Annotated in this window: 18 protein-coding genes and 1 tRNA gene; 5 read left to right on the top strand and 14 right to left on the bottom strand. The window is 48.8% G+C overall.

What is annotated here, in order from left to right; genetic code table 11:
- Window positions 1-19: 19 nt before the first annotated feature.
- Window positions 20-2,134: an RnfABCDGE type electron transport complex subunit B gene (locus tag B9A32_RS00620; RefSeq protein ID WP_084066439.1), complete on the bottom strand. Its 2,115-nt coding sequence runs from the start codon at window positions 2,132-2,134 to the stop codon at window positions 20-22.
- Between the two features lie 383 nt (window positions 2,135-2,517).
- Between B9A32_RS00620 and fdhF the strand changes: the two genes are divergently transcribed.
- Window positions 2,518-5,289, top strand: coding sequence for a formate dehydrogenase subunit alpha (fdhF, locus tag B9A32_RS00625; protein ID WP_084066440.1), 2,772 nt, complete (start codon window positions 2,518-2,520; stop codon window positions 5,287-5,289).
- A 111-nt stretch (window positions 5,290-5,400) separates the two neighbouring features.
- On the opposite strand, the gene B9A32_RS00630 is transcribed toward fdhF, so the two are convergent.
- The 11 genes from B9A32_RS00630 to B9A32_RS00680 all read right to left on the bottom strand — a co-directional run bounded on the left by B9A32_RS00630 (window position 5,401) and on the right by B9A32_RS00680 (window position 15,071).
- On the bottom strand, window positions 5,401-6,399 hold the full coding sequence (locus tag B9A32_RS00630; RefSeq protein ID WP_232366997.1) for an RluA family pseudouridine synthase: 999 nt from the start codon (window positions 6,397-6,399) through the stop codon (window positions 5,401-5,403).
- A 250-nt stretch (window positions 6,400-6,649) separates the two neighbouring features.
- Window positions 6,650-7,159 carry a CarD family transcriptional regulator gene (locus B9A32_RS00635; RefSeq protein ID WP_084066441.1) on the bottom strand — a complete coding sequence of 170 codons (510 nt, stop codon included), beginning with the start codon at window positions 7,157-7,159 and terminating at the stop codon, window positions 6,650-6,652.
- A 639-nt stretch (window positions 7,160-7,798) separates the two neighbouring features.
- Entirely contained in the window at window positions 7,799-8,377 is a 579-nt protein-coding gene (pth, locus tag B9A32_RS00640; protein WP_084066442.1) for an aminoacyl-tRNA hydrolase, read from the bottom strand.
- A 28-nt stretch (window positions 8,378-8,405) separates the two neighbouring features.
- On the bottom strand, window positions 8,406-9,062 hold the full coding sequence (locus B9A32_RS00645) for a 50S ribosomal protein L25 (RefSeq protein ID WP_084066443.1): 657 nt from the start codon (window positions 9,060-9,062) through the stop codon (window positions 8,406-8,408).
- A gap of 51 nt (window positions 9,063-9,113) precedes the next feature.
- Entirely contained in the window at window positions 9,114-10,052 is a 939-nt protein-coding gene (locus B9A32_RS00650) for a ribose-phosphate pyrophosphokinase (protein ID WP_084066444.1), read from the bottom strand.
- Window positions 10,053-10,090: 38 nt separating this feature from the next.
- Window positions 10,091-10,165: transfer RNA gene (locus B9A32_RS00655), tRNA-Gln, on the bottom strand.
- 8 nt (window positions 10,166-10,173) lie between these two features.
- A complete protein-coding gene (gene ispE, locus B9A32_RS00660) occupies window positions 10,174-11,055 on the bottom strand; it encodes a 4-(cytidine 5'-diphospho)-2-C-methyl-D-erythritol kinase (protein WP_084066445.1) in 882 nt (293 codons plus the stop codon).
- The gene (locus B9A32_RS00665; protein WP_084066446.1) at window positions 11,055-11,375 is read right to left on the bottom strand and encodes a DUF1844 domain-containing protein; all 321 of its coding nucleotides are present in this window, start codon (window positions 11,373-11,375) and stop codon (window positions 11,055-11,057) included. Before B9A32_RS00665 ends, ispE begins: the two co-directional genes overlap by 1 nt.
- A 183-nt stretch (window positions 11,376-11,558) precedes the next feature.
- Window positions 11,559-12,110: a 4'-phosphopantetheinyl transferase family protein gene (locus tag B9A32_RS00670; protein ID WP_232366998.1), complete on the bottom strand. Its 552-nt coding sequence runs from the start codon at window positions 12,108-12,110 to the stop codon at window positions 11,559-11,561.
- 53 nt (window positions 12,111-12,163) lie between these two features.
- Window positions 12,164-14,287: an acetate--CoA ligase alpha subunit gene (gene acs, locus B9A32_RS00675; protein WP_084066448.1), complete on the bottom strand. Its 2,124-nt coding sequence runs from the start codon at window positions 14,285-14,287 to the stop codon at window positions 12,164-12,166.
- A 16-nt stretch (window positions 14,288-14,303) separates the two neighbouring features.
- Complete coding sequence (locus tag B9A32_RS00680) at window positions 14,304-15,071, bottom strand: ATP-binding protein (RefSeq protein WP_084066449.1); 768 nt, start codon at window positions 15,069-15,071, stop codon at window positions 14,304-14,306.
- A 568-nt stretch (window positions 15,072-15,639) separates the two neighbouring features.
- Between B9A32_RS00680 and B9A32_RS00690 the strand changes: the two genes are divergently transcribed.
- On the top strand, window positions 15,640-16,065 hold the full coding sequence (locus tag B9A32_RS00690; protein WP_084066451.1) for a hypothetical protein: 426 nt from the start codon (window positions 15,640-15,642) through the stop codon (window positions 16,063-16,065).
- A gap of 341 nt (window positions 16,066-16,406) precedes the next feature.
- Here the strand turns inward: B9A32_RS00690 and folD are convergent, their stop codons facing one another.
- Together folD and B9A32_RS00700 are read right to left on the bottom strand one after the other, a co-directional pair.
- Window positions 16,407-17,300: a bifunctional methylenetetrahydrofolate dehydrogenase/methenyltetrahydrofolate cyclohydrolase FolD gene (gene folD / locus B9A32_RS00695; RefSeq protein ID WP_084066671.1), complete on the bottom strand. Its 894-nt coding sequence runs from the start codon at window positions 17,298-17,300 to the stop codon at window positions 16,407-16,409.
- A 263-nt stretch (window positions 17,301-17,563) separates the two neighbouring features.
- Window positions 17,564-19,339, bottom strand: a complete 1,776-nt coding sequence (locus B9A32_RS00700) for a formate--tetrahydrofolate ligase (RefSeq protein WP_084066452.1) — start codon at window positions 19,337-19,339, stop codon at window positions 17,564-17,566.
- Between the two features lie 985 nt (window positions 19,340-20,324).
- Here B9A32_RS00700 and B9A32_RS00705 point away from each other — a divergent pair.
- The 3 genes from B9A32_RS00705 (at window position 20,325) to acsB (ending at window position 26,264) form a co-directional block, all read left to right on the top strand.
- Entirely contained in the window at window positions 20,325-21,890 is a 1,566-nt protein-coding gene (locus B9A32_RS00705; RefSeq protein WP_084066453.1) for an acetyl-CoA decarbonylase/synthase complex subunit delta, read from the top strand.
- 68 nt (window positions 21,891-21,958) lie between these two features.
- On the top strand, window positions 21,959-23,986 hold the full coding sequence (cooS, locus tag B9A32_RS00710) for an anaerobic carbon-monoxide dehydrogenase catalytic subunit (RefSeq protein ID WP_084066454.1): 2,028 nt from the start codon (window positions 21,959-21,961) through the stop codon (window positions 23,984-23,986).
- A gap of 64 nt (window positions 23,987-24,050) precedes the next feature.
- A complete protein-coding gene (acsB, locus tag B9A32_RS00715; RefSeq protein WP_084066455.1) occupies window positions 24,051-26,264 on the top strand; it encodes an acetyl-CoA decarbonylase/synthase complex subunit alpha/beta in 2,214 nt (737 codons plus the stop codon).
- The last annotated feature ends 81 nt before the right edge of the window (window positions 26,265-26,345 follow it).

Below are 26,345 nucleotides of genomic sequence, written 5' to 3' on the forward strand. Positions count from 1 at the left end.
ACCGCGATTTTTTACTATATCAGGCAGCTGACTCTTCTGCCTTTTCCGCCCCATCAGCCAGGGTCCTTTCATAGCACAAAAGACCGCATTTGAGACATCGTTCCGCCTCGGCCTTTGCCGTTTCCGGGGTATAGCCCGCAGCCAGTTCTGTCTTCACGGCCCGGGTGGCGGCATCATTCACCGGCATGATATTTCTTGGAATAATCTGTACCCCTTCCACCTTGGTGATACCCTGGAGGATGGAACGCCCGGTAACCGGTTTATAAGGCCCGGACAGCACAGGAACACCGTACATAACGCTATGAATGGTGGCAGCGGCCCGACGTCCGCCGTTTATGGCCACCACAGCAGCACTGTAACCGCTGAGTTCATCGGCAGGGGAAAGCATGCCAAGTTCATTATTGTCGGCAGGTTCCTTAAATATTTCCACCCCTTCCCATTTCACAGGAAGGATATCCTGGCGGACGGCCTCTTCTTCAGAAACGTCCTGTGCTTCATCCTTTGATGGTTCCACAGCCTCTTCAATACGTGAAAAAACAAGTTCCGGAAATCTTCCCGCTGACAGAATCAAAGAATCTGCGTTCACAACGTTTTTTGCACCCGTGGGAATATCCGTTAATTCAACGGCCTGGAGCATTTCATCCTGGCCCAGTACCCGGGTGACACCGGCAGTATATATAATGGTGGCACCATCTGCTTCCATGGCAGCCAGGGAAGAGGCATCAAATGCAGAATCGGCCTGCCCCCTTCTCTCCACCACGGTGATGGAGCGGGCACCCTGTTCACGACACACTCTCACGGCTTCAGGGGCCATTTTACCGCCTCCCACAATCACCACATCCCCGTCACAGGGTATACGCTCATCCTGCTGTACATCGCTGCGCAGAAGATCAATCATGAGATATCCACCGGGAAACACATTGGCCACAGTGTCAATTTCTCCCCGGGCCAGCCGACTGTCCCAACCGCCTGTGGAAGAAAAAACCGTCTCATAACCTTCTTTTAAAAGAGAGGCAATGGTGACATCCTGACCTGCTTTTTTCCCTGTTTTTACCTTAACGCCCATTTCCAGGATACCGTCAATGTCCCAGTCCAGCACATGCTGGGGCAAGCGTTCATCTGAAATAGCAATTCTCAACAGTCCACCCAGGGTAGATGTGGCCTCAAAGATAGTTGGGGTATGGCCCAGTCTGGCTGTGAAAAAAGCAGCGGAAAGACCTTCCACACCGCCACCGAGAATGGCCACCTTCCGACCGGTTTCAGGGGCTTTATAAGGAAGTACCCGCTCCCCCATATCCATTTCAAGGTCACACACAAATCTTTTCAGATTATTAATACCCACAGATTCGTCCACCAGCTGACGGCGACATTCCGACTCACATGGGGCCGGACAAATACGGCCGATCACCGTGGGAAATGGATTGCGTTCCTTGATTACCTGGACTGCCCCAGCATTGTCTCCTTCACGGATGTGGGCCAGATACTCCCGGATATCAATTCCTGTGGGACATGCCCGTTGACAGGGTGTGATACATTTATCCTCGGTGTACTCACGCATGATTCTGCGGGAGGTGGATGTCAGACGAATAATATGTTTGGGGCATACCTTTTCGCAGGTACCGCAGGCCGTACATTTTTCTTCATCCACCACAGGGATGCCGTCTTCTCCCATGGATAGGGCATCAAAGGGGCAGGCAGACACGCAGGTGCCAAGGCCCAGGCAACCGATATTGCACTCCTTCATACCGCCGAACACCATGGCTGCTGCCCTGCAATCGTCAATGCCATCGTAAAGATATTTCACATCAGCATCCTTGGTGCCGTAATAACACCCGGGTTTTGCCACTTCAGGTTCTTTTTCACCAATGACGACGCCCATGAGCCCGGCAATGGCGACGGCCACATCTTCGCCTGCCGCCACACAGGAATCAGGAGAAGACTTACCGCTGGCAATGGCCTCGGCATTGGGCGTGCAACCGGGATAGCCGCAACCGCCACAATTGGCACCGGGAAGCACATCATCAATGGCAGCCACAAGCGGGTCCACATAAACGTAAAAAATTTTGGATGCAAAGGCCAACACACCGCCAATCAGGAGCCCAAGGCCACCCATCAAAAAAACAGATTCAAGCATAAATCCCCCTGTTGTATATTTTTTGGTCTATTTGTTTATTGTAGTCTTATAAGCACTTGCCCGGGAAAAAGTCAAGAAGTGGTGAAAAATAGAGATGGGGCACATTGACAGAACTTGTTTTATCATGTACTTAAGTTTTATAATAAATTATTGATAAACCGTCGGTCATAACTTCTGAGGGCAGGCTTGGGGCATGGCGTTCTCATCGATTTCGCCCTTTGCGCCATGGCCTTCCACAAAAGCATGGAGTCGAATCACAAGTTCAGCCTCCAATAAACAAAAGCCAGACACCAATGAACCAATAAATAAACTCCCCCTCCAGGGCAAATGAAATTGGAAAACAGACTGCATTCTGGCTTAATTACTATTTAAGAGGAAAACCCATGGGTAAAGAAGATATTATCTACATTGATGACAACCCGTTTACCTTTACGCCCGGTGAAACCATCCTTGACGTCGCACATCGGAACAATATTTTCATTCCCACCCTGTGCCACCTGAAAGGAACCACCCCCACCGGTGCATGCCGCATCTGTGTGGTGGAGGTGGAAGGTGCAAGGGATCTTGTGGCCTCCTGTGCTGCACCGGCAACCCCCGGCATGGTGATCCATTCGGAATCAAAAGAGGTCATTAATGCCCGTAAAAACATCATACAATTGATGCTTTCGTCGGGTAATCACAACTGTGCCATACGGGATTTTGAATCCGATGACTGGACCTCATTCCAATTAAAAACACTGGAAGCTGACCAATACAATGAACTGTGCCCGGTGTGGGGAGACTGCAAGCTCCAGGACCTGGCCTATCGATATCAGGTCACCACCCGTCACATGCCGTTATCTGAATCCAAATATCCCATTGAAAGGGAAAACCCTTTTATTCAAAGGGATTTTTCCCGCTGCATTCTCTGTGGCAGATGCGTCCAGGCATGCAGAGAAGTCCAGGTGAACAATGCCATTGACTTTGGTTACCGCGGGGCGGACACCAAAATCATTGCCGGAACAGATGTACCCCTGAAAAATTCTGACTGCGTTTTCTGCGGTGAATGTGTGGAGGTCTGCCCGGTGGGGGCTTTGATCCCCAAAGAAAGCCTTAAGGCCAAAACACGCTTTGAAGATATCAAAAAAACACGTACCACCTGCTCCTTCTGCGGTGTGGGCTGCCAAATGGAACTTTCCGTTCAAGACAATAAAATTGTGGGGATCAACAGTGCAGGCAGAGACGTTGCTCCCAATAACGGAAGCCTTTGTGTTAAAGGAAGATACGGATACGATTTTGTGGCATCTCCCAAGAGACTGACAACCCCCTTAATAAAAAAAGAGGGAAAGCTCACCGAAAGCACCTGGGATGAGGCCCTGGATTTTGTGGCCACACGATTAAATGAAATCAAAGATCGTTCCGGGTCCGACAGCATGGGAGTGCTCACCTCGGCCCGGGTGACCAACGAAGAAAACTACATTGCCCAGAAATTTGCCAGGGCTGTGCTAAAGACAAATAATGTTGACCATTGTGCCCGACTGTGACATTCCTCCACCGTAGCCGGTCTGGCTGCAGCATTTGGAAGCGGCGCAATGACAAACACCATCGCCGACATTGAAACCGCCGATGTGACACTGGTAACAGGTTCCAACACCACAGAAAACCATCCGGTGTTGTCAACCTTTGTAAAACGGGCAGCCCTTCACGGCAAAACCCTCATTGTCATTGATCCCAGAAGGATCAAACTGACCCAGCATGCCAACAGCTGGCTTCGTCCCCAGCCGGGAACAGACATTGCCTGGATCAATGGCCTGATGCATGTTATTATTAAAGAAGATCTCCATGACAAAAAATTTGTCGAGGAACGCACCGAGGGCTTTGAGGCCCTGGCAGAAACTGTTAAAAAGTATACCCCGGAATATGTGGAAGCCATCACCGGCATTGATGCCGATGACATCGTGGCCACGGCCAGAAAATTTGCCAGGGCCAGGGTTGCCACCATTCTTTACTGCATGGGAATCACCCAGCACACCTGTGGTACAGACAATGTAAAATCCCTGGCCAACCTTTCCATGCTCTGCGGTCATATGGGAAAACCCGGTGGCGGCGTCAACCCCTTAAGGGGGCAAAACAATGTTCAGGGGGCCTGCGACATGGGGGGACTTCCCAATGTATTCACTGCCTATCAAAGCGTGGCTGATCCCAACAGCGCCAAGAAATATGAGGCTGCCTGGGATGTGGAAGGCCTTTCCACCACCCCCGGCCTGGTGGTCACAGAGATGATACAAAAAGCAGAATTGGGGGAATTAAAATCTTTGTACATCATCGGTGAAAACCCCCTGGTGTCAGATCCAGACCTTAACCATGCGGAAAAAGCATTTGGCAACCTGGAATTCATGGTGGTGCAGGATATTTTTCTCACGGAAACAGCCCAGATGGCAGACGTGGTGTTTCCGGCCTTTTGTTTTGCAGAAAAAGAGGGCACCTTTTCCAACACCGAACGACGGGTCCAACGGGTGAGAAAGGCAGTGGAAGCCCCGGGATTTGCCTGGGAAGACTGGAAAATACTGTGCGAACTTGCCACCCGCATGGGAAACCCCATGAACTATGAAAATGCCGAAGAAATTTTTGAAGAGATCCGAATGGTGACACCCTCCTACGCCGGAATCACCTGGGAGCGCATTGATCAAACCGGAATTCACTGGCCCTGCCCCACAGAGGAGCACCCGGGAACACCCATTCTTCATACGGCCCAGTTCACCCGGGGAAAAGGTCTGTTTCATGCCATTGAGCACCAGCCACCGGCGGAACTGCCCGATGACGCCTATCCCTTCATGCTCACCACCGGACGGGTGATCTATCACTACCACACCGGTTCCATGACCATGCAATCCAGGGGATTAAATGAGCTGTCACCGGAGTGCTTTGTGGAGATCTCCTCCAACGATGCGGCCAAACTGGACCTGGCAGATGGAGAAATGGTCAATGTTTTCTCACGCAGGGGCAAAATAACAGCCCGGCTCAATGTCTCCGAAAAAGCCGTGGACGGTACCATTTTTATCCCGTTCCACTTTGCCAAGGCAGCGGCCAATCGTCTCACCAATGCCCGCCTTGATCCCGTTGCCAAAATACCTGAGTTCAAGGTATGTGCAATCAGTATTGAAAAGGCAGCCTGATATATAACCGACACGGGCAGGCCGTGATTTAATCCCGGCCTGCCCGCAACAAAGCTTGAAATGCGCCTTTGATCCACCAGGCATTTCATGTCCAAGAATAAACATCCCCCCTTAAAAACAGCTTTCCCCATTGCCATCCCAAAGCCCATGGCTCAAAAGCAGTGCCTCCATGTCAGGGGCCAGGGGGGCAGTAAAATCCATGCGACGCCCGGACCAGGGATGGCGAAAGCCAAGTCGCCATGCATGGAGCATCTGGCGAGAAGCGGCTTTTTCAATGGGAAGCATATTTTTTTTTGTTTTTTTTCGCCGGCGCTGGCCATAGCAACCATCCCCCACCAAAGGATATCCCAATGCTTTAAAATGAACCCTGATTTGATGGGTTCTACCGGTTTTAAGGGCCACCTCAACCAATGTGGCACCTTTGCAGCGGGCCCGTTTACGCCACAGGGTAATGGCTGGCCTTCCCTGGGAAAGATCCACTGCCATGCACTTTCGTTTCACCGGGTGACGACCGATGGGCAGGGTCACCGTTCCCGAGGTTTCATCCATTTCACCGGATACCAGGGCAAGATACTGTTTTTCCATCCGTCGATATTTAAAAGCTTTTTTTAAAAATTCATGACTTCCGGGGGTTTTGGCCACCACCATGATACCGCTGGTATCTTTATCCAATCGATGGACAATACCGGGACGCATGCCATCGCCTCCCACCTTGTCAATGCCGGGACAATGGGCAAGAAGTCCATTTACAAGGGTGTCTTCCCAATGGCCCGGGGCAGGATGAACCACCAGCCCTGCTGGCTTGTTAAGGACCAGAATATGGGGATCTTCGTGGATAATATCCATGGACATGGGGGTGGCTGACACAGGGGGCAAAGGGGCAATTAAAAGTCTGCCGCTGATAACATCCCCGGGTTTCATCCGGTATCCAGGTTTTTTTTTAACCCCGTTGACCCGGATATCACCAGAACGAATCATGGCTGACACACTGCCCCGGGAAACCCCATGGGCCATCCGGGCCGCCACCGTATCCAATCGCTGCCCGACCTGCCCTGCCCCACTTTTAATTTCACTTTTAATTTCAATAACGGTATCCATATTATTACACATCACCACAAGATCGCCTTCCCCAAAAAAAACATGTATCCATTTTCCAACAAAAAACCGAAAGGCACCTGCAATGGCATCTTCCGGTTCGTTGGAATACGGTTTTTACTCAACTTTCGAAATGAATAAATGAGAATGGATATGGTGATAAAGAGATGTATAAGGTCACAATATTATCCCACAAATCATCAAGGGACTTTCCATCCGGGATGGAATATAACCGAAAGTCAAGGGCTATTTAAAAAATAATTGTCTAATCAAATAATTTTTCAATTTCCTGCATCATTAACTTTTCATCCATGTCCTTTGCAGTGGATAACTCCTGTACAAGCAGACTCTGGGCTGTATCCAGCAGTTTACGCTCGCCAAAGGAGAGATCTTTTTCAAGTTTGAGTTGAAAAAGGTCTCTGAACACTTCTGCAACATCATAGATTGACCCGGTTTTAATTTTATCCATGTACTCGCGGTACCTGCGATTCCAGGTCTGGTTATCAGCAGAAGCTCCTTTTTTCTGCATCACCTCATAAACCTGGGGAATCTCATTTTTCGGGATTACCTGCCGGAGACCGACAGATTCGACATTGCAAGTTGGAATCATGATGACCATGCCGTTTTCTATGATCTTCATCATATAAAAATTCATGGATTCACCGTTAATTTCCTTACTTTCAATGGCCTCTATACAACCCACGCCATGAGCCGGGTATACTGCAAGATCTCCTTTACAAAACTCTCTTTTTTCAGGTGCAAGCACTTCTGCCATTGTGGATTTTCCCCCCCATTCTTAAGTGAGAACCGTGGATGTAACGCCTTTGACCCATAGCCACAACACCGAAGAGAATATCAGCCCCACCATTTTGGGGGGATAAAATCTTCGGTGTTCCTGTTAAACAACAATCAACGTATATTTCCAGCGATCCCTTTACGTCTTTTTTTCTTTCAAATATTACCAGCAACATGTAGATATTCGACTTGGTACTGTAAATGTTTGGCCAGTGCCCCATATTTGCCTGTTTTGGGACTGCGTCGCATACCATTGCTAAGGGTGAGCAGGCCCAAATGAGTGAAGATGGGGTGCCGGCCGAATATTTACAGCAACATTTTGCCCATCATCTAATAATATAGCATATATTCGCACCTACAGCAAACACAAAACACAATTGTGATATCGATGGGAATTTCATGTGGGCAAACATTAAAATTCGGCACGCTTCATTTTCCAGCTTACACTTTGCAAAAAAATATATCCATTTCCCGGGGAAAATTGGACAAAAAAGCAAAAACTATTTTTGAAGTTGTGTAAAATATGCCTAAAACGCAATGAATTTGAGCGGCAGGAGGGGGGGGGGAAAGGCAAAAAGAAACGGCTCTGTGACGGACAGCGCCGGGCAGAACATTCATATCAACCTCTGTTAATGAGGTTCATGGCAGATGTGACCCCGTTCTCAATGATGGCCACGCAGGCATCCACACCGGCTGCCACCACCTCCTCAAGTTGCTTCATTTCTCCGGGGACAAATTTCCCCAGCACATGTCCCACAGCACCCGATTCTCCATGGGGTCTGCCAACGCCCACACGAACACGATTAAAGCCCTTGCTGCCAAAGGCATCAATTATGGAACGAATGCCGTTATGCCCACCATGCCCCCGATTATGAGCCACACGGATGCGCCCGAATGGAAGATCCAGGTCGTCATGAACAACAATAATGTCAGACAATTGAATTTTATAATATGAGGAGAGCTTCTGGACGGGGAACCCGCTTCGGTTCATATAGGACTGGGGTTTGAGTAAAACAATCCGATGTTGATGAAAAACACCCTTTGCACATTGCGCTTGGAAGCGAGTATTTTTAAATCCCAGGCACGCCCGGGTGGCAAGGGCATCAAGGATGATAAAGCCGATATTATGACGGGTCTGGACATATTCCCTTCCGGGATTGCCCAAACCCGCCACCATAATACCACTATTTTGAGACATGGATAAACCCTGTTCGTGAATAATGGGCTTACTCGTCTGCCGGAGCTTCTTCTTCGGCATCAGCGTCAGCATTAACGTCAATGTCCAGTTCATCATCATCTTCTGTGGTTTCCTGCTCAGCTGCACTGGGCGGTACCACGGTGAGAACTGTAAAATTCACCTCATGGGGAATTTCAACATCAGCACCCAGATCAATGGATTCCACATGGACAGAATCACCAATTTCAAGATCGGCAATGTCAATAACAATACTTTCCGGGGCATCTGCAGGTCGACAGATCACATCCAGTTCACGCCGGATAACCTGAACCATGCCACCCTCTTTTTCGCCCTTGCTTTCTCCGTTGGTTTCCACAGGAATGGTCACCGTAACGGTGTTATCCAGGTTGATTTCCTGGAAATCGGCATGAAGATAATTCAAACGAAAGGTGTCCATCTGAACGTCTTTGAGCATCACTGTACGTGATGCCTTGCTGTCACCGTCCACAACAAGTTTCATAAAGATACCGGTTGTTCCGTTTTTTCTGATGATTTCGGAAAAAGCATAGGTGGGAACGGCAACCGGCACAGGCTCGGTTTCAGGTCCATAAATCACCGCCGGCAACAGCTCGTTTTTTCTAAGGGCCCGGGCAGCACTCTTTCCCCTGCCCGATCTTACTGATCCTGTTAAATCTATTAGTTCCAAAAGTTTGTTCCTCCGTATCTGTGCTGCCGCACAGATCTGTCATTTTATTTTCTATACAAAAAGAGAATTTACAGAATCTCCCCTGTAACTTCGAAGAATGGCTTCACTGACAAGTTTTGATATGGAGACCTGGGTAATTTTTTCACAAGCTGAAGCAGCCTCGGACAGCGGAATGGTATCGGTGACCATAAGGCTTTCCAGGGAAGAATTGCTTATCCGATCCACAGCAGGCCCAGACAAAACCGCATGGGTGCAGCAGGCATGAACCGCCTTTGCACCTTTATCTTCGATAACACCCGCAGCTTCTGTGAGGGTACCGGCAGTATCCACCATATCATCAAGAATAATGGCTGTTTTATCCTTAACATCTCCAATAATAGCCATGGCCTTGGCCTGATTGGGGGCACTGCGTCGTTTATCAACAATGGCAAGACCGGCATGGAGACGTTTGGCAAAGGCCCGGGCCCGCTCCACCCCTCCGGCATCGGGGGAAACCACCACAAGATCACCGGAAAAATTGGATTTGATATGGTCCAGGATAACAGGAGCAGCATAAAGATTGTCCACGGGAATATCAAAAAAACCCTGGATCTGTCCTGCATGGAGATCCAGGGTAATGACTCTGTGAACCCCGGTCTGGGTTAAAAGATCAGCAACCAGCTTCGCACTGATGGGAACCCTGGGTGCCACCTTCTTATCCTGCCGGGCATAACCGAAATAAGGAATAACTGCCGTAATATAGCTTGCAGAGGACCGTTTCAAAGCGTCAATCATGAGCAAAAGCTCAAAAAGATTGTCATTTACCGGAGCGCAGGTGGATTGAATAACAAACACTTCCTGACGCCTGACGTTCTCCTGGATTTCCACCTGAATCTCACCGTCGCTGAACCGATTGATCTTTGCCCGGCCAAGGTGCAGGGAAAGATAATCAGAAATGCTCTGGGCAAGGGGTTCATTGGAATTCCCCGAGAAAACCGACATAGCATTCATATGAATTCTCTTCTTCGCAAATCTTATTTTTTTAAAAGTGGCTGGGGCGGGAGGATTCGAACCTCCGAATGCAGGAATCAAAATCCTGTGTCTTACCGCTTGACGACGCCCCATGAATGCGTCATATGAAGGAAGTTAGAAAAATGCGTTTGTGCGGGTTATTATGCCATCTCCGGGACAGCATGTCAAACGCGCACTCAGCCTGTCCATCTTCCCAGAACAGCACAAAAAAAGAGGCCCCACTTCCTGTCATCATCACCTTTTGGGTCAGAAGACCGGCCATCTCCGTTTTAAATGCCTGGATCTCCGGGTACAACTCACATGCAGATGCTTCAAGATCATTGTGCATATCCACACTGATATCCAGCACCCGATTCTCCTCACACGCAATAATCAGGGCATTATTAGTAGATTTATGCCCGGTTGTCAATGCTAAATTAATATTTTTATAAACCAGGGCCGTTGATGCTGCAACGCCGGGGCTGGCCAGCAATACCCTGCAGGGAGTTTTCAATGTACAAGGGGTCAGCAATTCCCCCACCCCCCGGGCAAGGGCAGCCCCCCCCTGGACAAAAAAAGGCACATCAGCCCCCAGGCAAAGCCCCATATCCATGAGATCCCGGCGGGAGAAGGGCTTGTCAAACCAATGATTCAATGATTTTAAAACAGTGGCAGCGTTACTGCTGCCCCCCCCAAGTCCCCCTCCCACGGGAATCTGTTTATCAATGGCAACAGCCACCCCCCCGGGCACACGCCCCACCCCCCTCTTGCGGGCCAGTTCTTTCCAGAAAATGGTGGCAGCCCTGTGGGCAAGGTTGGTTTCATCTTCAGGCACCCGGGGATGGCTGCATGTCACAGAAATATCCGATGCCTGGAAATCAAAATAGATGTCATCACATAGATCCACACAGGCCATCACTGTTTCCAGATCATGGTAGCCGTTCTTCCTCCTGCCGGTGACATGGAGGAAAAGATTGATTTTTGCCGGAGAAGCGACCTTCATCAACACCCCTTGGCCTTTACATAGGAAATCTGCAATTCATGGAGAAGACTGGTGATAAGATGGGCCTCTTCAGAATCCAGATTCCCCTTGGTTTTTTTCTGGAGCACATCAATGATATCCACTGTCTGCCTGGCAAGATCCATATTTTTAGACCGAACTCCGGTGGCCGGATCAGGCATTTCTCCCATCTGCACCAGGGCCGTTGAATACAAAGAGACAATCAGGGTTGAAAAATCCGCCTGGGGAAGCCCTTTTGGCGGTGGACAGGGTCCTTTATTACCGTCACACTCATTCATGCTGAATCCATTACCTTGTGCCATTTGTTTATCTCCTCTTAAGGTTAGATTATTTGTGTTAAATGAAGACACCGGCCGACATATCTTTTTATCTGCCAATGGCCCTATTGGTGAATAGCAGCCTAAAAACAGGGAATGCCAAAGCATCCACCGGCGCCCCCTTTTGCCAAATTCAAACCCTCTGATAAATTTATCTGTTTTAGTTATTCATGGCCCGGTCCACACCACATGGGATTGTCCCCCGGCAATGGATGCCACATGTCCATCCGACATAAAGTGTTCCACCCGGGTAACGACCCCTTTATAAGAGAGCTTCAGATGCAGGGGGCCGTCAACCGACACCACAGAGACATCCTTTAAACCAATCAATCCAATGCCATGAAGTTTCAGCACAGCCTCCTTGGCTGTGAAACAGCGGAAAAAAACAATCTCCCGGAGGACATCATGGAAAAGCCGGGTCTCCCCTTTGGAGCAGATACGCCGGAACAACCCGGGTGCAACAGGTTTTATCTCTTCAATATCAATTCCCACCGGACGCCGGGACACCACCCCGGCCACATGGCACGGCTTATGGCTAAGGGACCAGTGCACCCCACCCCATGGAAGGGGCTGCCCCTGATCTCCTTTGGGAAAGGTGCCCATGACAACACCCGCCCTGCGGGCGGAAAAACGCACACTTTGCCGGGCCAGCATGCCAAGGGCTTTTAAGCGCTTCTTGGGACTCAGTTCCCGGATATGCAAAGGCACCTGCATTACCACCGGAAACAAAACCCCCGCCCCCCGTGGAGATAGCCCCCCGTGGTGACCGGGTATCACGCAGGTGGAGCCAGTGAGATAATAATGTCAGCCACCGTGGTCCCCTCTCCCCCGACATGTACAAACAGAGGATTGATGTCCAGCTCCTTTATTTCAGGATGATTTTTCACCATGGCACTTAGACTCACCAGATTCTTTTCCAGGGCCTCAATGTCTGCCGGTGCTTCTCCCCGCACCCCGGTGAGGATGGGATATCCTTTTATGGCTTTTATCATGCGCCGAACCACATTCCGGCCCATGGGCGCCATGCGGAAAACCACATCTTTATAGACTTCCACAAAAATCCCCCCCAGTCCGAACATAATCACATGTCCGGAGGCGGCATGGCGGCTTACCCCCAGAATAACCTCTTTACCCTTGGTGGCCATCTGCTGTACCAGCACACCGTCCAAGGTAGCCTTGGCATTGTATTGCCGGGCATTCTTGATTATGGAGTCAAAGGCTTTTTTAACTGCCGCTTCATTGTTCAGCCCCACCTTCACACCTCCGGCATCGGACTTGTGGAGGATCTGGGGAGAAACAATTTTCATCACCACAGGAAAACCTATTTTTCGGGCAATGTCAACGGCCTCATCCGCAGTGGTTGCCAGGGCCATTTCCAGGGTATTAAATCCATAGCATTTAAGGATTTCATTTCCATCCAGTTCCCCCAGGGTATCTATCCCCTGCGCCATATAACCGTCAATGATAGCCCGGGCCTTTTCCACGTCATGGCTCATTTCATACTGGGGCAGGCGTCTTCTGGAAAGCCATCGGTTATTGGCATAAAGGGCACCCATGGCCCGGGCTGCACTTTCGGGAAACTGGTACACCGGCACATGATTTTCCTGGAGAAGGTGCACCCCGTCGGAAACATCCACCACCCCCATGAACGCACACACAATGGGTTTCACCTCAGACCTTGCAATATTAACAATGGCTTCTGCGGTTCCCATGGCATCGGTCATGGACTGGGGGGTTAAAATAATCAACACACTGTCCACCCCGGGATCACTGATCACCGTGGCCAGGGTGTTTTCGTACCGGTCCCGGGCTGCGTCTCCAATGACATCCACAGGGTTATGGAAATTGGCAGTGGGGGGCAGATATTTATGCAGTTCCCGGATGGTGTCCTGGGTGAATTTTGCCAGTTTCAATCCGGAATTTTCACTCATATCCGTGGCAATGATTCCCGGCCCCCCGGCATTGGTGACAATGGCAATTTTATCCCCCCGGGGCACTTTTTTGCAGGCAAGGGCCTTGGCATAATCAAACAGCTCATTCACGGTGCTGCATCGCATGATGCCGGACTGGGAAAAAATAGCATCATACACGGCATCAGAGCCTGCCAGGGAACCGGTGTGGGAGGCGGCTGCTGCTGCCCCGGCATCGGAGGTTCCTGATTTAATGGCAATCACCGGAGTGGGATTTAAGCCGGAGGTCATTTCCCGGACCTCACGGATAAAGGTCTGTGCATCACAGGAGAGCTCTTCCATGTAGATCATCACCACATCGGTGTTGGGATCAGCGTGATAGTAGCGCAGCAAATCCAGTTCATCCACATCGGCTTTATTTCCAATGGAAACAAATTTTGAAAACCCAAATCCCTGGTCCGCCGCAAAATCCAGCACTGCCGTACACAGGGCCCCGCTCTGGGAAATAAAAGAGATATTACCGGGCTGGGGCATGCGATTGGAGAAACTGGCGTTGAGGGACACCCCGGGGGAGGGATTGATCACACCCAGGCAATTGGGACCCACCAGTCGAATATCTGCATCCTGACACAATTGCTGGATCTTTTTCTCCATCTCCAGCCCTTCTCCACCCACCTCTTTAAATCCGGCAGAAACAATGACAATCCCCTTGACCCCTTTGGCAATGCACGCCTCCACAGCCTTCACCGCAGGCCGGGGGGGTAAAATAATCATGGCAAGATCAATGGGATCAAGAATATGGGCAATGGTCTGATAGCATTTTACGCTGAGAATGGATCGCGCCTTGGGATTTACGGGATAAAGGGTTCCTTGAAATCCCCCATAAAGGATATTGGCAAATATATCATGCCCCACCTTACCTTTTTGGGTGGAGGCACCAATCACAGCAATGGATTCCGGCGAAAAAATTGCATCAAGCTTATCCATTTTACCTCTCCAGTGCTTAAGCGTTAACAGTATCCATCACTTTTTCCATCATCTGCTGCACCGCCATGACCCCGGGGGAATCATCGGGTAACTCCAAAAGGGATTTTTGTTCCATGTCATATTCCAGCAAGGCATCATCATTGGGAATGGTGCCGATGATGGGAATACCGATTTTTTCCACCTCACCCAAAAAGACATCCCCCAGGGTTTCCGGTGCACGGTTCACCACCAGCCCCACATGCCCCACAGAAAGCTTGAGATCATCGAGCATGGAAACAATGCGACCCACGGCCCGAAGCCCCCGCAAAGCGTAATCCGTAACCAAAAGCAGCATATCCACCTTGCCGCTGGTGCGGCGGCTCAAATGCTCCATGCCCGCTTCATTGTCCACCAGAAGATATTTATAGTTTTTTTCCAGCTCTTCGGAAAATCTATTGAGAATATTATTCACCATGCAGTAGCAGCCCTGGCCTTCCTGACGTCCCATCACCAAAAGATCAAACTCTTTATTTTCTATGAGCACCTGGTTCATGAGCATTTCAAGATAAACAATCTTATCCATACCCGATGGAACGCCCTGGGGATCTTTCATGAAACTTTCCCGGATATCCCCAACGGTTTTTTCAACATTCAGCCCCAGAGTTTCTCCCAGGTTGGAGTTGGGATCTGCATCCACGGCAAGCACCGGGGAGTGGTTATTCGTTGACAGATATCTCAGTACCAGTGATGCCACAGTGGTTTTTCCCACTCCGCCCTTTCCAGCCAGTGCAATAACTTTACCCATGTTTACTCCCAAAAAATAGTTGTAATAGAAAATTTAGCGAACTTTATATTTTCACAAATCCAATGTCGCAAACCAGTTCACTTTGAACAGTGCTGTGTTTAAGCTTATCAATGTTATGATAAAATCCCATCACCGCATCGGTTGCAATAATATATAAGGACTAATTTCCCCAAAAGCAAAGTTTTTCTCAGTATTTCCCATTCAGTGCTATTTTTTGTCTTTCCTGCCACATTTCACCACGACGAAAAAGCAATATTAAAAACGGTGCTATGCCACCCCGGCCCAAAACAAAGCTTGAAATATCCCCCCTGATCTGCGGAGCATTTCAGACAAACGGGCATCTCCTGTCGGGCACAACGAAGATTACAATGGTATCATGCCGAAAAGTTCACAAATTTTATGTTGCACATTTTTTCAAAATAGATATGATTCTCCATCAAAAAAAACAAGCACGATTCAAACATAACCGCCATATAGCCGTCGGGGAGCATAATGCCATTTTCTATATGCGTTGTGTCCGGCAGGGCATGCCCATCATAAAAATTTTCAGAAAAATAAGGATAAAAACATGAGCAACACTGCGCAGAATATTTTAAGAAAAATCAACTACATTGAAGCGGACATGGACATTCAAAAGCAGATTTTATTTTCCATTCCATCGGAAGAAAAACAGGAGATGGAAAAAGTACTGAAAATCATTGCAGGACAAAAAGAAGAAATAAATACCCTGAGGCAGGAGATGAAAAAAGCGGCACCGGAGGAGTATGAAAAAATTCTCATGTTTGAAAAGGCCGCCCAGAAATTTAAAGCCCTTGCAGCAGAAAAAAAATTCAAAGATGTTTCATCCTTTGACGGTACAACACCCTGCACCGTTTCCCTTAAAGACGGCACAAGCATGGACTGCCTGGTCAAAGCCCAGGATGATGCAGGCGACTGGACCGTGATGACATTGGACGGCAAGATCCAGACATTTCAAGCAGATAGCGTGGTCTGATTTCTTACAACCCACATTTTTTCAGGAAAATAAAGAATCTTGAAAATGGTATCATGCCGCCCCCCCGGGGGGGGGCTCTGCCAAGGTTGCCCGGAGGTTTTATTTTCCAACAACCGCCACAGGCGGACCGTATTCTGACCTCGTTCCGCCCACAACAAAGTTAGAAATACTCCCCTGGTTAACGGAGTATTTCATATAAAAAAGCCCATGGCAGTTACAAAAAAAGGCCGGAGAAAAAATTCCCCGGCCTTTATAAAAAATCGGCAAATTTCCCCTGGATCTCGTAATCCAGAGATTATCAGCCTTTAATACAAATTTTTCCGCAAAAACAAAAAGTCCTGCTATCCCTGAATACTCAGCTGGGCAGATCTCAAGGTGTTTTTCATGAGCATGGCAATGGTCATGGGTCCAACACCACCGGGTACCGGGGTAATCTTTCCGGCAATTTCCTTTGCCTTTTCAAAATCCACATCACCCTTGAGAATGGCTTTGCCGGTCTCTTCGTTCATGCCCACACGGTTAACTCCCACATCAATAACTGTGGAACCGGGTTTAATCCATTCGGGTTTCACCAGATCGGGAACGCCTGCAGCCACAATGAGAATATCAGCACGTTTACAATGGGCAGCCAGATCTTTGGTACGGGTATGTACAATGGTAACTGTGGAGTTGGCACCCACACCCTTCTGGGCCATCATCATGGCAATGGGTTTTCCAACGATATTGGAACGACCCACAACAACCACCTCGGCACCGGAGGTTTCCGTGCCGGAGCGTACGATCATTTCCTGGATACCGGCAGGGGTGCAGGGCAGAAATTTTGCTTCATCACCGCCGATCATCAAACGCCCCACATTCACGGGATGGAAGGCATCCACATCTTTGTCAGGATCAATGGCATTCAACACTTTCTTATCATCAATGTGCTTGGGAAGGGGAAGCTGAACCAGAATACCGTGGATTTCAGGATCATTATTATATTTATCAATGAGGGCAAGAAGATCTGCTTCAGAGATATCATCTGGCTGATCGTCCTGGATCTCTTTGAATCCCACACTGAGGGCGGTTTTAACTTTAAGGGTCACATAGCTGATGGATGCAGGACTGGAACCCACAAGAATTGTTACCAGTCCAGGTACCTTTCCATGCTCTGCCTTCATTTTCTCAACATCTGCCTTTACTTCTGCAAGGATATCCTTGCGAATACTGGTACCGCTGATAATTTCTGCTGTCATTTTTCTATATTTCTCCTGATTTTTGGCAAAAACCTGTAGCCGCATTTACATCCCGGATGTTCATGGGATTAGAAGCACCCCACATTTACAATGTTTATCCCCAAAGTGAAAAAACTCTGGAATTTAAAACCGGACAGATTACGAACGATTTTCACCATCCATACAAAATAACAATAACACTTCACCCTCCCGGCTGCTAAAGTCGGGAGAATGAAGCATTATTCAAGACATGTCATCAAATAGAAAGGATATTTAACAAATCCTTAGAATACACCCTGAACCTTACCGGTTTCAACGTCTACATCAACACGTTTGAAAGCGGGGTTGGAGCCGGTACCGGGCATGAGGCTGATGGCGCCTGCCACAGGCACGATGAATCCGGCACCACCATAGGTAAGGACCTCTCTGATGCTGAGAGTCCATCCCTTGGGCACACCCTTGAGGGCAGGATTGTCAGAAAGAGAAAGATGGGTTTTAACCATGCACATACCCAGTTTGGAAAGTTCAGGATCTGCCTGGATTCTTGCAATGGCAGCATTGGCATCAGCAGAGTACTCAACACCGTCTGCGCCGTAAACTTCTTTGGCGATGAGTTCGATTCTTTCCTTAATGGGCATATCCAGCTCATAGAGGAATTTGAATTCTGTTTTTTCTTCACAGGCAGCCACAACGGTTTCAGCAAATTCAATGGCTCCGTCACCACCTTTTTCCCAGTGACGGGACAGGGCAACCTTGGCACCTTCAGCTTCACAAAGTTCACGAACCTTGGCAATTTCAGCATCTGTATCAGTATAAAAAGCATTGATGCAGACCACAGGAGAGATACCGGCTTTTCGGACGTTTCTGATGTGGTGAATCAGGTTGTCACAACCCTTGGCAACCCATTCCACGTTTTCTGTGCTGTACTCTTCCGGCATGGGTTTACCCGGCACAGGTACCGGAGCGCCGCCATGGCATTTAAGTGCACGGATGGTGGCCACAACAACGGCACAATCGGGCACAAGACCGGAGAAACGACATTTGAGGTTCCAGAATTTTTCAAAACCGATGTCCGCACCAAATCCAGACTCTGTGACATGGTAGTCGGCAAGCTTGAGACCCACACGGTCAGCAATGATGGAGCTCTGACCAATGGCAATGTTGGCAAAGGGACCGGCATGAACAATAACGGGCTGGCCTTCCAGGGTCTGCATGAGAGAAGGATTAAGAGCATCCACCATCCATGCGGTCATGGCACCGGCAACCTGGAGATCTTCTGTTGTGACAGGTTTACCTTTTTTGGTGTAAGCCACAACGATTTTACCCATTCTTTCACGCATGTCTTTAAGATCACGTGCCACAGAAAGGATGGCCATAACCTCGGAAGATACGGCAATACCGAATTTAGATTTCATCATGAAACCGTCGGATTTACCATTTACACCGTCAATACCGATGATGATATTTCTAAGGGCCTGGCAGCAGAAGTCCATGATCCATCCCATTTCAACCTTGGTGGGATCAATGTCAATGCGTTTCATGCCGGAAAGTCTTTCCAGCTGTTCATCAGTATAGTTTCTTTCATGCTGGAGTCTTGAAGTCAAGGCAACCATGGCAAGGTTATGGGCATTCATGATAGCGTTGATGTCACCGGTAAATCCAAGAGAGAACGGTGTCAGGGGGATACATTGAGCCAGACCGCCGCCTGCAGCAGAACCTTTGATGTTCATGGTGGGGCCACCGGAGGGTTGACGAATGGCGGCACATACGTTTTTACCAATTTTTCCAAGACCCTGAACAAGACCCATGGAAGAAGTTGATTTACCTTCTCCAAGGGGTGTGGGGGAGATGGCAGTTACGTCAATGTACTTTCCATTGGGTTTGTCTTTAAGGCGATCAAGAACTGCACGAAAATCAATTTTTGCAATATAATGCCCCTGGGGAAGCAGCTCTTCTTTGGTCAGACCAAGTTTTTCACCGATTTCATAAATGGTCAGCATGTCTTTTTCTGCATCCTGGGCAATTTCCCAGTCCGCATGTTTGGTTGGATCCAATGCCATGGTAAAACTCCTTTTTTTGGTATTTGGGCTCAGGGGATGAGCCGATCAGTTTTCTTTATTACAAAATACTGTGACAAGGTTGCCTGTCACAACTATATCAATAGTTTAAATATTATAAATTTTCGATGGGCAACTTCTTTAATGTGGCCCTACATAAAAATTGAATTTAAAGTAGCAGCATTATCATACAGAGGCCATGGACAATTACAAATTGATAATGCAATAACAGTCATGGCCAGACCTTAATTTTGATCAGGTTCTTCCCACAACGAAAGATAAAAGATTGCTGGAAGGAGCGATCAGGCTCGCCTTCCAACCAAAAGGTGCAACAGACACACTTCGCATGCTGATGAACTTTTAGTTAGCCCCATGTATCCTAAAATTTGTAAAACAGCCCTAAGCAAATCTGAATACTTCACAATTAAAAATCAAATGAGCACCACAAGATTTCACCGGGAATAATCTTATAATGTGCATTACTCGTCAAGAACTATTTGCACATTTACCAAAAAAAACATTCTCCATTTTTCATCCACAGCACAAATCGCCATGCAAAAAAACGAAATCACGCAGACTAAATAAGATTCATTCATTAATTATATCAAACATTTTTAAGAACTGCCGACTTTTACTATATTTTTGACTTTGTGTTTTTTTTAAGCCCTCATCTATTGACAAATAACCCCTCTGGATGTAAATCATTACACGGTAGACTTTGTGGCATAATTCAATTAGACATGTAATTTCACATCTAATAAAGGTGGATGGTGGGCCATAAATCAATTCAAAATTTCCAGAAAAAATATAACTCAAAAGGTGTTTTTTCAACACCCGTATCTGTTATTCCTATTTTTCCCCCATCCCCCCTTCACACCTATATATCCTTCCTGTTTCTTCCATTCATAATGTATGACAATTTCCCCATTGTTCATACTATCCATAATCAACCCGCAACCAATAACTATCAACTTATAAGGAGGTAAGAGTGGGATTTGAACTTACAAAAGAATCCTATGCTGGCGGAATTAAAGCAGTCACCATTGGAAAGGGTGATAACGCATTAACCATCGGCGGCCAAACATGTTATCCTTTTTACCAGTTCGAAGGTGAAATGCCCGGCAAACCCATCATTGCCATGGAAATCTGGGACATGGAACCCGAAGAATGGCCAGCAGCCGCCATGGCACCGTTCAAGGATGTCCTTGGTGACCCGGTGGCATGGGCCAAAAAATGCATTGACGATTTTGGTGCACAGCTCATCGTTCTCCAACTAAAAAGCATTGATCCCAATGACAAAGATAGAAGTCCTGAAGATGCTGCGGCCCTGGTGAAAAAAGTGGTGGATGCCATTGATGTTCCCCTCATTGTCTGGGGATGCGCATCCCCGGCCAAGGACGAAGATGTCCTCAAGGCCGTGGCTGAAGCCTGCCAGGGTGAGAATCTGATTCTTGGTCCTGTGGAAGAAAAAAATCATAAAGGTATTGGTGCGGCAGCCATGGGTTACGGCCATGCCATTATATCATCCTCCCCCATTGATGTTAACCTTGCAAAACAGGTGAACATTCTTCTTGAAAACCTTGGTATCCCCCTGGACAAAGTCCTTGTGGACCCCACCACCGGTGGTTTGGGTTATGGTCTTGAGTATACCTACTCCGTCATGGAACGTCTGAGCATGGCAGCCATGGCCCAGGGCGATGACAAGCTCCAGAATCCCATGATCAACAACCTGGCCAATGAAGTCTGGAAATGCAAAGAGGTTAAACAAACCGCAGAAGAGGCACCGGAACTGGGTGATCCTGAACGACGCGGTATCCTCATGGAGGCTGTGGGCGCTGTGTCTTACTTCATGGCCGGTTCAGACATCATGATCATGCGTCATCCTGAAGCCATCAAACTTGCCAAGGCATTTGTGGATCTCATCTGCGACGGCGGATCTGCCGCTGACGTGGCTCCCATCGCCAAGCAGCTTGATGATGTGGAAATTGACTTTGCAGCCCTTGCACCTGCCCCTGATCTTGCCATGGAAGCAGATGAAAAAGCAGCAGCTCCGGCAAAAGCCGAAGCTCCCAAGGCAAAAGCCGAAGCTCCCAAGGCTGCACCGGCAGCAAAAGCTGAAGCTGCACCGGCTCCCAAGGCAGAAGAAGCACCTGCTCCGGCAGCTGAAGCTGCACCGGCTGTGGATGCCAAGGCCCAGGCAGAAGCTGAGGCAAAAGCAAAGGCAGAGGCAGAGGCAAAAGCCAAAGCTGACGCAGAAGCTGCTGCTGCAGCAAAGGCTAAGGCTGAAGCTGAAGCTGAGGCAAAAGCAAAGGCAGAGGCAGAGGCAAAAGAGAAAGCTAAGATAGAAGCTGAGAAAAAAGCGGCTGCCGAAGCCGTTGCCCAGCGCGAAGCTGAAGAAGAGGCGATCAGGGAAAAACGGGCTGCGGAAAAAGCCCAGCATCACACAGCAGCTCCCAAAAAGGCTGTTACCCTCACCGCCGCCGAAGAACAGCTGTCTGATCTGGATAAAATTCTCAAAAGCCTTGAAAGAATCCACAGACGACATGTCGCATAAATGCCTAACAAAATTATGATTGCCATGTTCCAAGGCAAGCATTTACATAACAGGAGGAGGAACCTCTAATGGCAGACGTAAAAAAAGTTAAAAAAGCAAAAGCACCCAAAGTAGCCAATCCACTTGAGGCCACCATAGATGTGGCATCCCAGGAGATGATTGTCCGTGCCCAGGAATTGGGAATTGACACGGTATTTGACCGTGCCGTCACCATGAAACCCTGTGCCATCGGCCTCCAGGGAATTTGTTGCAAAAACTGCTCCATGGGTCCCTGTAGACTGCCCCTTCCCAAAGACGGCATTGAAGGCGAAGATACCCGTAAAGGTCTTTGCGGTGCCACTGCAAATACCATTGCCGCACGAAATTTTATTCGCATGATTGCCGGTGGTGCTTCTGCCCACTCCGACCATGGCCGCTGCGTTGCAGAAGTGTTCATGGCCGCTGCCAGAAAAGAAACCGAAGCCTATCAGATCAAAGACACAGACAAACTGCTCCAGATCGCCCCGGCACTGGGCGTTGACATTACAGTTGACGTTGACGGTGAAATCAAAGACCGTGACATCGACGAAATTGCCCTGGAAGTTGCAGAAGTGGCTCTGGCCGAATGGGGAAAACCCGAAGGCGAGATCCTCTACATGAAACGGGCCCCCGAGGCACTGTATGAAAAATGGAAAAAACTGGGCGTTCTTCCCAGAAACATCGACCGGGAAATTGTAGAAATCATGCACCGCACCCACATGGGCGTGGATCAGGACTATAAAAATCTCATGAAACAAGGCACAAGAGCGGCTCTGGCAGACGGCTGGGGCGGTTCCATGCTGGCAACGGATCTCCAGGATGTTCTTTTTGGAACTCCTTATCCGGTACAGTCAGAAGCCAACCTCGGTATCATGAAAGAAGACCATGTTAACCTCATCGTACACGGTCATGAGCCTGTATTGTCAGAAATTCTGGTGGCGGTTGCCCAGTCCCAGGAGATGGTGGATTATGCCAAGGAAAAAGGCGCCAAGGGTATTCAGCTGGGCGGCATCTGCTGTACAGCCAATGAAATCCTCCAGCGTCACGGTATCCCAACAGCTGCCACCTTTCTACAGCAGGAACTTGCCATCATCACCGGTGCCTGTGATGCCATGGTGGTTGACATCCAGTGTATCATGCAGAACCTGGCCAATGTTGCCAAGTGTTTCCACACCAAACTGATTACCACCCACCCCATTGCAAAAATGGAACAGGACAACGTCATTCACATTGAGTTTGACGAAGCTTATGCCCTGGAAGATGCCAAGAAAATCGTCAAAATGGCCATTGACAACTTTGAGAACAGAAGTTCTGAGGTAATGATTCCCCAGTACAAGAGTTCCCAGGTTGCAGGATTTGGCGTGGAATCCATCCAGTATCATCTGGGCGGAACCTTCCGCGGCACCTACTACACCCTTAACGATAATATCATCAACGGACGTATTCGCGGTATTGCCGGTGTGGTCGGCTGTAACAACGCCAGAACCAAACACAACGACGGCCACATCAAAGTTGTAAAAGAGCTGATTAAAAACGACGTCATCGTCCTCACCACCGGCTGCAACGCCATTGCCTGTGCCATGGAAGGACTGTTGACCCCTGAAGCCGCTGCCGTTCATTGCGGTCCCGGCCTTGCAGAAGTCTGCGAAACCGTTGGTATCCCACCGGTTCTTCACCTGGGTTCCTGCGTGGATAACAGCCGTATCCTCCTGGCAGCCACAGAGGTTGTTAAGGCCGGCGGTCTTGGCAACGATATCTGCGATCTTCCCGCAGCAGGAAGTGCCCCTGAATGGATGAGTGAAAAGGCCATCTCCATTGGTCATTACTTTGTGGCATCCGGCGTTTATACTGTATTTGGCGTCACCCTGCCCACCTCCGGCGCACCGGTATTTCACAAATACATCTCCGATGAATTTGAGAAAATCACCGGCGGAAAATGGGACCTTGAAATTGATCCCATCAAACATGCCCAGAAAATGATCGCACACATTGATAAAAAACGTGCAGAGCTGGGTATTGACAAAGCAAGGGAAAGGGTCCTCATGGATATGGCCGATCGTCAGAAACTTGAGGCGTAATCCATACAGGGTATGAACCATTTCGTTATTAACATAAGCTAAATCCTCAACGAAGGAGGAACACATGTCAAAATTAATAGCATTTGCAGCTATTCAGGGTGGATATAAAGTCGTTTCAGAGGTTGAAGGTCTTTACCAGAAAGCATTACAGACTTACAATGCAGATACAAAAGTTGAATTTCCCAACACCGGTTATTTTCTGCCGGTTATTTACTCATTAACAGGTCTTAAGGTACAGACCCTGGAAGATATCCAGAAACCGCTGGCCTTTGCCCGGGGACTTCTGCCCCCCCATGTGAAAAGTAAAAATCACCTGCCCTATCTTGGACCACTCCTTGATGCCGGTATGGCAGGTATCATTGCCTATGAGATCAAAGAGGCATTAAGAAGTGTTACAGATCCTGAATTTTACTATCCCCATGAAGATCCGGATCTGGATGCCGGTAAAATCTGGACAGGCCCTGCAGATGATACCATCCTGAGAAAAAGGGGTGTTGAGTTTGTGGATGGCTCCGCCCCGGGATTTGCCGCCATCGTGGGTGCTGCACCCAACCCGGAAATTGCAAAAATGATCGTGGAAGACTATCAGAAAAAGAGTCTTTATATCTTCTGTGCGGCCAACCACAACGGTCAGACTGTCATTGAACAACTCATTGAAGCCGGTGTCCAGGTGGGTTGGAATACCCGTATTGTTCCCTTTGGTCCGGATATTTCTTCTGCTGTATTTGCCCTTGGTTTTGCCAACAGGGCAGCCATGGCATTTGGTGGCGTTCAGCCGGGTGATCACAAAAAGATCCTCATGTACAACAAAGAGAGAATTTTTGCCTTTGTAAATGCCCTTGGTGATATCGGCACCGAATGGGGTGTGGCTGCTGCCGGTTGTGTTAACTGGGGTTTCCCGACCTTGGCTGACACAGATATTCCGGAAATTCTGCCCACAGGTATCTGTACCTACGAGCATGTGGTCACCAATGTTGCCCATGACGAAATGTGCCAGAGGTCCATTGAAACCCGTGGTCTCAAGGTTAACGTCACGGAAATTGACATCCCCATGGCATTTGGTCCGGCCTTTGAGGGTGAGCGCGTTCGCGGTGCTGATCTCCATGTACAATGCGGCGGCGGTAAGACCCAGTGCACCGAGCTTGTGAAAAAAGCCGAGATGAACGAGATTGAAGACGGCAAGGTTATTCTGGAAGGTCCCGATGTCACAGATCTGAAAGAAGGCGAAACCTTTCCCCTTGGTATCTTTGTTCAGATTGCAGGACGTGAATTCCAAGATGATTTTGAACCCATCATGGAACGCCAGATCCATCATCTGGTGAACTACATCCAGGGCATCATGCACATTGGACAGCGTGACATCTCCTGGGTTCGTGTTTCCAAGGGTGCCATGGAAAAAGGCTTCAGCCTGAAACACATCGGTACTGTGCTCTATGCCAAGTTCCATCAGGATTTCCAGAAGATTGTGGACAAGGTTCAGGTCACCTTGTACACCAAAACCGATGAAGTGGACAAAATGACTGCCCTGGCAAGGGAAAACTACCTTGCCCGTGACTCCCGCGTGGATGCCATGACCGACGAAGACGTAGATACATTCTACTCCTGCACCCTGTGCCAGTCCTTTGCTCCCAACCATGTCTGTTCAGTCAGTCCTGAAAGAACCGGACTTTGCGGTGCATACAACTGGATGGACTGCCGTGCCGCCTTTGAGATCAATCCCACAGGCCCCAACCAGCCCATTGAAAAGGGTGAATGCATTGATCCCAAGCTGGGTCAGTGGAAGGGTGTTAATGACTTTGTCAACAAAGCCTCCCGAGGTGCTGTGACCCATTACAACTTCTACTCCATGGTAACAGATCCCATGACCACCTGCGGTTGCTGTGAGTGCATCGCTGCCATGCTGCCCTCCTGTAACGGCGTCATGACTGTAGGCCGGGATTATTCCGGAGATACCCCCTGCGGTATGAAGTTCACCACCCTTGCCGGTGTCATGGGCGGTGGCGCATCCTCTCCCGGATTTGTGGGTCATTCCAAACATAACATTACCCAGGGAAAATTTATACTGGGTGACGGTGGCCTGTTGAGAATGGTGTGGATGCCCAAGATGCTGAAAGAAGAACTCAAAGATCGTATCGTTGCCAGAGGCGAGGCCATGGGTGTACCCGATCTCTACGACAAAATTGCCGATGAAAGCGTTGGTATCACCGAAGAAGAGATCCTTCCCTTCCTCGAAGAGAAAGGACACCCGGCACTGAGCATGGACCCACTGATTGGATAAACAACAGAATAACCGTGCTGCGGGTCTGCCCCACCATAACCGGCAGCACGGATACTCATATTTTTTGAAAAAAGGAGAGAA

Source organism: Desulfocicer vacuolatum DSM 3385, assembly GCF_900176365.1.
Taxonomy (GTDB): domain Bacteria; phylum Desulfobacterota; class Desulfobacteria; order Desulfobacterales; family Desulfobacteraceae; genus Desulfocicer; species Desulfocicer vacuolatum.